Annotated in this window: 6 protein-coding genes; 3 read left to right on the top strand and 3 right to left on the bottom strand. The window is 71.8% G+C overall.

Translation table 11 applies throughout. The annotated features are described in order from the left end of the window. Window positions 1-119 precede the first annotated feature (119 nt). Genes ACWD0J_RS29050 through ACWD0J_RS29040 form a run of 3 tightly spaced genes read right to left on the bottom strand, consistent with a single transcriptional unit; the run spans window position 120 to window position 2841 of the window. Complete coding sequence (locus ACWD0J_RS29050) at window positions 120-1436, bottom strand: GH1 family beta-glucosidase (RefSeq protein WP_451498807.1); 1317 nt, start codon at window positions 1434-1436, stop codon at window positions 120-122. Between the two features lie 46 nt (window positions 1437-1482). Next, window positions 1483-1749 (bottom strand): protealysin inhibitor emfourin, encoded by a 267-nt coding sequence (locus tag ACWD0J_RS29045; RefSeq protein WP_451498806.1) that lies wholly within the window; start codon window positions 1747-1749, stop codon window positions 1483-1485. 21 nt (window positions 1750-1770) lie between these two features. After that, window positions 1771-2841, bottom strand: a complete 1071-nt coding sequence (locus tag ACWD0J_RS29040; RefSeq protein WP_451498805.1) for a M4 family metallopeptidase — start codon at window positions 2839-2841, stop codon at window positions 1771-1773. 322 nt (window positions 2842-3163) lie between these two features. Between ACWD0J_RS29040 and leuA the strand changes: the two genes are divergently transcribed. The 3 genes from leuA to ACWD0J_RS29025 all read left to right on the top strand — a co-directional run bounded on the left by leuA (window position 3164) and on the right by ACWD0J_RS29025 (window position 7997). After that, complete coding sequence (gene leuA, locus ACWD0J_RS29035; RefSeq protein WP_451498804.1) at window positions 3164-4885, top strand: 2-isopropylmalate synthase; 1722 nt, start codon at window positions 3164-3166, stop codon at window positions 4883-4885. 184 nt (window positions 4886-5069) lie between these two features. Continuing rightward, window positions 5070-5765 (top strand): TerB family tellurite resistance protein, encoded by a 696-nt coding sequence (locus tag ACWD0J_RS29030; RefSeq protein WP_451498803.1) that lies wholly within the window; start codon window positions 5070-5072, stop codon window positions 5763-5765. 153 nt (window positions 5766-5918) lie between these two features. Continuing rightward, complete coding sequence (locus tag ACWD0J_RS29025; RefSeq protein ID WP_451498802.1) at window positions 5919-7997, top strand: MMPL family transporter; 2079 nt, start codon at window positions 5919-5921, stop codon at window positions 7995-7997. Window positions 7998-8033: the final 36 nt, after the last annotated feature.

The following is an 8033-nucleotide window of genomic DNA, read 5'->3' as shown; positions in this document are numbered from 1 at the left end:
GTCACCCAGCCCGATGCAGCCGACCTTCACGGGGACTCCTTCACTGCTCGCCTGCGCGTACGTCCACGGCAGCATACGGCGGCCGGGGCGGCCGCATGCGCCCGCCCGCCGCCCCCGCGTCACCGCTGGGCCCGCAGCACCTCCCGGTACCAGTCGTACGACGCCTTCGGTGTCCGCTTCAGCGTCTCGTAGTCCACGTGGACCAGGCCGAAGCGGCGGGCGTAGCCCTCGGCCCACTCGAAGTTGTCGAGGAGGGACCACACGAAGTAGCCGCGGACGTCCACGCCGGCCTCCAGGGCCTCGTGGAGGGCGCGGAGGTGGCCGTCGAGGTAGGTGATCCGGAGCGGGTCGTCCACGCCCTCGTACGAGCAGCCGTTCTCGGTGATGACGACGGGCGGGAGGCGGTCGCCGTAGCGGTCGTGGAAGGCGGTGAGGAGTTCGGTCAGGCCCGCCGGGACCACCGGCCAGCCGAAGTCCGTCACCGGGACGCCCTCGATCTGCCGCACGGAGAAAGGGAGTTCGGCGGGGATGGTGAGACCGCCGAACTCGATGTCGGCGCCTTCGGGCGCGCCCACCCGGGTCGGCGCGTAGTAGTTGATCCCGTACCAGTCCAGCGGCTCCCCGATGACCTTGAGGTCCGCCGCCACGTCGCCCGGCATCAACTCGCCCAGGCCCTGCGGGTATGCGCCCAGCAGGACCGGGTCCGCGAACAGGCGGTTCAGCAGCAGGTCGTGGAAACCGGCCGCCTCCACGTCCGCCGGGTCCGCCGACGCCGGCCAGGTCGGCCCGTGCGAGTTGGCGATGCCGATGTCGCCGGCGCCGGCCGCGCGCAGGGCCCGTACCGCGAGGCCGTGGGCCAGGAGCTGGTGGTGGGCCGCCGGGAGCGCGTCGAACATGAGCCGCTTGCCCGGCGCGTGGGCGCCCAGCGCGTGCCCGAACAGGGTGTGTTCGGCCGGCTCGTTGATCGTGATCCACTTGTCCACGCGGTCCCCGAGGCGGCCGGCCACGACGGACACGTACTCGGCGAAGTGCGAGGCGGTGTCCCGTTCGAGCCAGTCGAAGGCCACCGGCAGGTCCCAGTGGAAGAGCGTCGGCACCGGCCGCACGCCCGCCGCGCACAGCTCGTCCACCAGGCGGTCGTAGAAGTCGAGACCGCCCTCGGCGCGGACCCGCGGCCAGGAGACGGAGAAGCGGTACGCGTCCACGCCGAGGCCGGCCAGGAGCGCCACGTCCTCGCGGTAGCGGTGGTAGTGGTCGCAGGCCACCGCCGCCGTCGAGCCGTCCTTGACCCGTCCCGGCTCGGCCGAGAAGGCGTCCCAGACGGACGGCTCGCGCGCGTCCGCCGCGCCCTCGATCTGATGGGCCGAGGTCGAGACGCCCCACAGGAAGCCGGCCGGGAACTGGGGAAGGGGGTTGGTCGCCATGCGCCGGATCATCCGTACCAGCGGGAACGGAAGTCAACGGGCGGGCGTGAACAACCGGTTAGGCGCCTTCCTTCAGCACCCGTGAGATCAGCGCGCGCTGCTCCTCCGTGAGCCGGGGGTCGGCCGCGTACACCGTCCTCGCGTCCACGGTGATCTGGTAGCCGAAGCCGTCCGGTACCCCGATGGGCGGTGTGCCCCGGCCGTCGGCGAGTGCCCTCTCGGCCAGGGCGTGCCACTCGTGGGCATCGGGCCGCCCCGAGGTGTCCACCTCGGCATGCCGCTCGATGCCCGCGAACCCGCCCGTGCGCCGCACCTGAATACGCATGGGTCCCTGTCTAGTACGGAGTCAGAGAATGCGCACCCCGACCTGCTCCCACGCCTTCTGCACGGCCTGGAGTTCCTCGCCGCCGTCGCCGAAGCGCTCCCGCGCGGCCTTGACGGTCAGGGTGGCGAAGTCGGTGAAGAGGGCCCGCTCCGACAGCTCGCCGCCGGTCAGGACGTCGTACCAGATCCGGCCCGCCTTCTCCCAGGCGTGGCCGCCGAGGGCGGTGGCGGCCAGGTAGAACGCGTGGTTGGGGATGCCGGAGTTGATGTGGACGCCGCCGTTGTCGCGGCCGGTGCGGACGAAGTCGTCCATCGTCGCGGGCTGCGGGTCCTTGCCGAGGACGTCGTCGTCGTACGCGCTGCCCGGCTCCTTCATGGAGCGCAGGGCCTTGCCGGTGACGCTCGGGGCGAGCAGGCCCGCGCCGATCAGCCAGTCGGCCTCGGCGGCGGTCTGGCCGAGCGTGTACTGCTTGATGAGCGAGCCGAAGACGTCGGACATCGACTCGTTCAGGGCGCCCGGCTGGCCGAAGTACGTGAGGTTCGCCGTGTACTGCGTGACGCCGTGGGCCAGTTCGTGGCCGATGACGTCGATCGGGATGGTGAAGTCGAGGAAGATCTCGCCGTCACCGTCGCCGAACACCATCTGCTCGCCGTTCCAGAAGGCGTTGCCGTAGTCCTCGTCGTAGTGGACGGTGGCGTCCAGCGGCAGGCCGTCGCCGTCGATCGAGTGGCGCCCGTAGATTTTGAGGAAGAGATCGAAGGTGGCGCCGAGGCCGGAGTAGGCGCGGTTGACCGTGGCGTCCCGGCCGGGTTCGGAGCCCTCGCCGCGGACCTTGGTGCCGGGCAGGACGGTCCCGCGCCCGGCGTCGTAGACGGTGCGCAGCGGCCGGTCCGACGGTGCCTTCGCCGTCGGCGCCGCCGCGAGGCGGAACTCGGTGGTCACGCGGCGCCGGCCGCGCAGCTCGCTGTCGCGCATCAGGGTGCGCCGGGCGGGACCGGAGAGTGCGGGGTCGTCGCTGCGGGCCAGCTCGTCGAGGACGTGTGGCGGTACGACGGTGCAGAAGACGGGCTCGAAGCCCCCGTGGGTCGTCATGCCGGGCACCCTTGCACTGAGTCATGTCGGTGTCACCACCCGCAACCATGATTGGTGAAATGTGCGGACACGGCCCTCACGGTCTGTAGCGAAGTGGTATGGCGCACTTTTTGTCCCCTTGCTCCCCGGGGTCCCGCATACTGATACAGGCCCGCGTATCCGGCGCGGCTCGGCTAGCATGCTGTGCATCATGCGTTTCGGGCTGCTTCTCCTTAGCTGCCGCGGCGAGGGCCTGTAACCGAGGCCGACCCCCTCCCCGCGGAGTTCTGGCGTTTGCGCCGTCGGCCGTCCTTCAGGACCCGCCTTCGAGGAGCCCCGCATCATGGCGAACCGCCAGCAGCCCACGTCCATGCCGATCCACAAGTACGGCCGGTACGACCAGGTCGACATCCCGGACCGCACCTGGCCGGACAACCGGATCACCGTCGCCCCCCGCTGGCTCTCCACGGACCTGCGTGACGGCAACCAGGCGCTGATCGACCCGATGTCGCCCGAGCGAAAGCGCCGGATGTTCGACCAGCTGGTCAAGATGGGCTACAAGGAGATCGAGGTCGGCTTCCCCGCGTCGGGGCAGACGGACTTCGACTTCGTCCGCTCCATCATCGAGGAGCCGGGGGCCATCCCCGACGACGTCACCGTCTCCGTACTGACCCAGGCCCGCGAGGACCTGATCGAGCGGACCGTGGAGTCCCTGAAGGGCGCCAAGCGCGCCACCGTGCACCTGTACAACGCCACCGCCCCCGTCTTCCGCCGGGTCGTCTTCCGCGGTTCCAAGGACGACATCAAGCAGATCGCCGTCGACGGCACCCGGCTGGTGATGGAGTACGCGGAGAAGCTGCTGGGCCCGGAGACGGAGTTCGGCTACCAGTACAGCCCCGAGATCTTCACCGACACCGAGCTGGACTTCGCGCTGGAGGTCTGCGAGGCGGTCATGGACGTCTGGCAGCCCGGCCCGGGCCGCGAGATCATCCTCAACCTGCCCGCCACCGTGGAGCGTTCGACGCCGTCCACGCACGCGGACCGCTTCGAGTGGATGAGCCGCAACCTCTCCCGCCGCGAGTTCGTCTGCGTCTCCGTCCACCCGCACAACGACCGCGGGACCGCCGTCGCCGCCGCCGAGCTGGCGCTGATGGCCGGCGCCGACCGCGTCGAGGGCTGCCTGTTCGGGCAGGGCGAGCGCACCGGCAACGTCGACCTGGTCACCCTGGGCATGAACCTGTTCTCCCAGGGCGTCGACCCGCAGATCGACTTCTCCGACATCGACGAGATCCGTCGTACGTGGGAGTACTGCAACCAGATGGAGGTCCACCCGCGCCACCCGTACGTGGGCGACCTGGTCTACACATCCTTCTCCGGCTCCCACCAGGACGCCATCAAGAAGGGCTTCGACGCGATGGAGGCCGACGCGGCCGCCAAGGGCGTCACCGTCGACGACATCGAGTGGGCGGTGCCGTACCTGCCGATCGACCCGAAGGACGTCGGCCGCTCCTACGAGGCGGTCATCCGGGTCAACTCGCAGTCCGGCAAGGGCGGGATCGCGTACGTCCTGAAGAACGACCACAAGCTGGACCTGCCGCGCCGGATGCAGATCGAGTTCTCGAAGATCATCCAGGCCAAGACGGACGCCGAGGGCGGCGAGGTCACCGGCGGTGCCATCTGGGCGACCTTCCAGGACGAGTACCTGCCCAACCCCCAGAACCCGTGGGGCCGCATCCAGGTCAGGAACGGCCAGTCGACCACGGACAAGGACGGCGTCGACACCCTCACCGTCGAGGCCGAGGTGGACGGCGTCGAGACCACCCTGGTGGGCACCGGCAACGGTCCGATCTCCGCGTTCTTCCACGCGCTGCAGGGCGTCGGCATCGACGCCCGCCTGCTGGACTACCAGGAGCACACGATGAGCGAGGGCGCCTCCGCGCAGGCCGCCTCGTACATCGAATGCGCGATCGACGGCAAGGTTCTGTGGGGAATCGGCATCGACGCGAACACGACACGTGCGTCGCTGAAGGCGGTCGTCTCCGCCGTCAACCGCGCTTCCCGCTGACCAGCCTGACCGGCGGTTTGTGACCCCGTTCGCCCTGGAAGGGGCGGGCGGGGTCCCGTCGTATACCGGCCATTCCCTGTGGAGGTCACGGAAAGGTCTCCTCCGGGGTACTGACTCCACCTCACGGATGTGGCTAACATCACGCAAGCGCGGCGATGTTGCCGCGTGGTTACGGAGGTGCGACGTGCTGCCAGGACGGGGACCAAACGGCCGTGCCGTCAGGCCTGTGCGCCTCCTGGGCACCCGTACCGCGTGGACGACCGTCGGGGACGGCGAGTTCTTCTGCCCGGGCTGCGGAGGAGACCGCAACTACCAGCGGCTCACCGGGCGCCGCCGCTTCACCTTCCTCGGCGTGCCCGTCGTCCCGCGCGGCGAGACCGGCCCGGTCGTCGAGTGCGCCGCCTGCCGCCGCCACTTCGGCACCGACGTCCTCGACCACCCGACCACCACCCGCTTCTCCGCGATGCTCCGCGACGCCGTGCACACCGTCGCCCTCGCGGTCCTCGCCGCGGGCGGCACCTGCTCCCGTACGGCCCTGGAGACCGCGGCCGCCGCGGTCCGCGCCGCCGGCTTCGACGACTGCACCGAGGAGCAGCTGAGCGCCCTCGTGGACGCGCTCGCCGCGGACACCGGCCGGGTCTACGACCGCCCCTGCGGAGCCGGCCTGGCCATAGAGCTGCACGAGGCCCTCGACCCGCTCGCCGCGCACCTCGCCCCCGCCGGCCGCGAGTCGATCCTCTTGCAGGGCGCCCGTATCGCCCTCGCCGACGGCCCCTACACCCCCGCCGAACGCGATGTCCTGACGACCGTGGGGTCCGCGCTGACGATCTGCGCGGACGACGTGACACGGCTGCTGGCGGCCGCGCGCACGCCCTCGTAGTCCGCCGCCGCCCCTACTCCCCGGGGAGCAGTGACGGCGGCCTGTCACCCTGCGCAGTACCCCCCGGCTCGCCCTCCCGCCCGACGACTGGCCCCCTCCCCGCCGGGAGTCTGGAAGCGACCCAGACACCCGGACCGGAGGGAGGCCCGCCACATGGGGGCCGTAAGGACACGTACATCGGGGCGGCGCGGAGCCGTGCCCTGGCTGGTGCTCGGGTTGTGGACCGGGCTGCTGGTGCTCGTGTCACCGTTCGCGGCGCAGCTGTCGGACGTGCAGCGGGACCGGGCCGTGGACTATCTGCCGGCGAGCGCCGACTCCACCCAGGTCGCGAAGATCCAGGAGCGGCTGCCCGGCGGGGAGGCCACCGCGATGGTGGTCGTCTACCACCGGGACGGCGGGCTGACCGGCGCCGACCGGGCGACCGCCGCCCGGCAGATCGAGCGGATCGCGGACGGGCACCGGCTCACCGGCGAGCCGCAGGGCGTCCCGTCCGAGGACGGCACCACCCTGATGTACCCGATCGCCAGCACCGAGCCCGGCACCGACGAGAAGGCCCGTGACGCGCTCGTCAACGGCGTACGGGAGGTCGCCCGGGGCGCGGACGGGCTGAGCGTCGACGTCGGGGGCGAGGGGGCGCTGGCCACCGACGCGAGCGAGGTCTACAACTCGCTCGACGGGCCGCTGCTCTACACCACCGCCGCGGTCGTCGCGCTGCTGCTGGTCATCATCTACCGCAGCCCGTTCCTGTGGCTCGTGCCGCTCGCCGTCGCGGGGCTCGCCGACTACCTGTCGATGGGCGTGGCGTACGGGCTCCACCAGGGGTTCGGGACGTCCGTGTCCGGCCAGAGCTCCGGCATCATGACCATCCTCGTGTTCGGCGCGGGCACCGACTACGCGCTGCTGCTCGTCGCCCGCTACCGCGAGGAACTGCGGCGTATCGAGCGACCGTACGACGCCATGGCCGCCGCCCTGCGCGGCTGCGGGCCGGCCGTGCTCGCCTCCTCCGGGACCGTCGCCGCCGGGCTGCTGTGCCTGCTCGCCGCCGACCTCAACTCCAGCCGGGGCATGGGGCCGCTGGGCACGGTGGGCGTGCTGTGCGCGCTCCTCGCGATGCTGACCCTGCTGCCCGCGGTCCTCGTCCTGCTGGGCCGCCGCGTCTTCTGGCCGCTGGTGCCGCGCTACGGCAGCACGCCCAAGGCGCGCCGGTCGCTGTTCACGGCGATGGGCGGCTCCGCCGGCCGCCGGCCGCTGACCGTGCTCGCCGGCGGAGCCGTCCTGCTCGGCGCGCTCGCGCTCGGCACGCTGAACCTGCCCGGCAGTCTCAAGCAGGAGGACTCCTTCACCAGCAAGCCCGACGCGGTCGCCGCCATGGAGACCCTCGCCGCCGCCTACCCCGGGCGCGGCACCCAGCCCCTCACCGTCATCGCGCCCACCGACCGGGCCGACGCGACCCTGGCCGAGGTCCGTGACACGCAGGGCGTCGACAGCGCCGAGCGGGGCCGCAGCGGCGACGGCTGGACGGAGATCTCGGTCGTCGCCGTCTCCGCGCCCCAGTCGGCGGGCGAGACCGCCACCATCGAGGCTCTGCGCGACCGGCTCGACGGCTCCTACGTCGGCGGGCCCAGCGCCGAACAGCTGGACCTGAAGGACACCAACGCCCGCGACCGGATGACCGTCGTCCCGCTGGTGCTCGTCTCGGTCCTGCTGATCCTGATCGCGCTGCTGCGGTCGCTGGTCGCGCCGCTGCTCCTGGTGGCCGCCGTGGTCGCGGTGTGGGGCGCCGCCCTCGGGATCGGCGGCCTCGTCTTCGGACCGGTCTTCGGCTTCGAGGGCACCGACCCGGGACTCGGCCTGCTGTCCTTCGTGTTCCTGGTGGCGCTGGGCGTCGACTACGGCATCTTCCTGATGCACCGGATGCGCGAGGAGTCCCTGAACGGCGCCGAACCGGTCGCCGCCGCGCTCACCGCGCTGCGTACGACGGGCGGGGTGATCGCCTCCGCCGGGCTGGTCCTCGCCGCGACCTTCGCGGTGCTCACCAGCATGCCGCTCGTCCCCCTCGTGGAACTGGGCTTCGTCATCGCGGTGGGCGTGCTGCTGGACACGTTCCTGGTCCGCACCTACCTGGTCACCAGCGCGAGCGTGGCGCTGCGGCGGGCGGTGTGGTGGCCGGGACGGCTGTCGCGGGCGCCGGAGCCGCCGGTACGGCAGGAGCGCCAGCCGGAGCCGGTGTGAGTGGCCGGGCGCCCTTCCCCTCCCGGAAGGGCGCCC

This window comes from Streptomyces sp. NPDC003011 (genome assembly GCF_053591515.1).
This window is presented reverse-complemented; position numbering and strand designations above follow the sequence as displayed.

Excerpts from the sequence above, each read along its gene's own strand:
- ACWD0J_RS29050 (WP_451498807.1), bottom strand. The coding sequence starts at position 1,436 with ATGATCCGGCGCATGGCGACCAACCCCCTTCCCCAGTTCCCGGCCGGC.
- ACWD0J_RS29045 (WP_451498806.1), bottom strand. The coding sequence starts at position 1,749 with ATGCGTATTCAGGTGCGGCGCACGGGCGGGTTCGCGGGCATCGAGCGG.
- ACWD0J_RS29040 (WP_451498805.1), bottom strand. The coding sequence starts at position 2,841 with ATGACGACCCACGGGGGCTTCGAGCCCGTCTTCTGCACCGTCGTACCG.
- leuA (WP_451498804.1), top strand. The coding sequence starts at position 3,164 with ATGGCGAACCGCCAGCAGCCCACGTCCATGCCGATCCACAAGTACGGC.
- ACWD0J_RS29025 (WP_451498802.1), top strand. The coding sequence starts at position 5,919 with ATGGGGGCCGTAAGGACACGTACATCGGGGCGGCGCGGAGCCGTGCCC.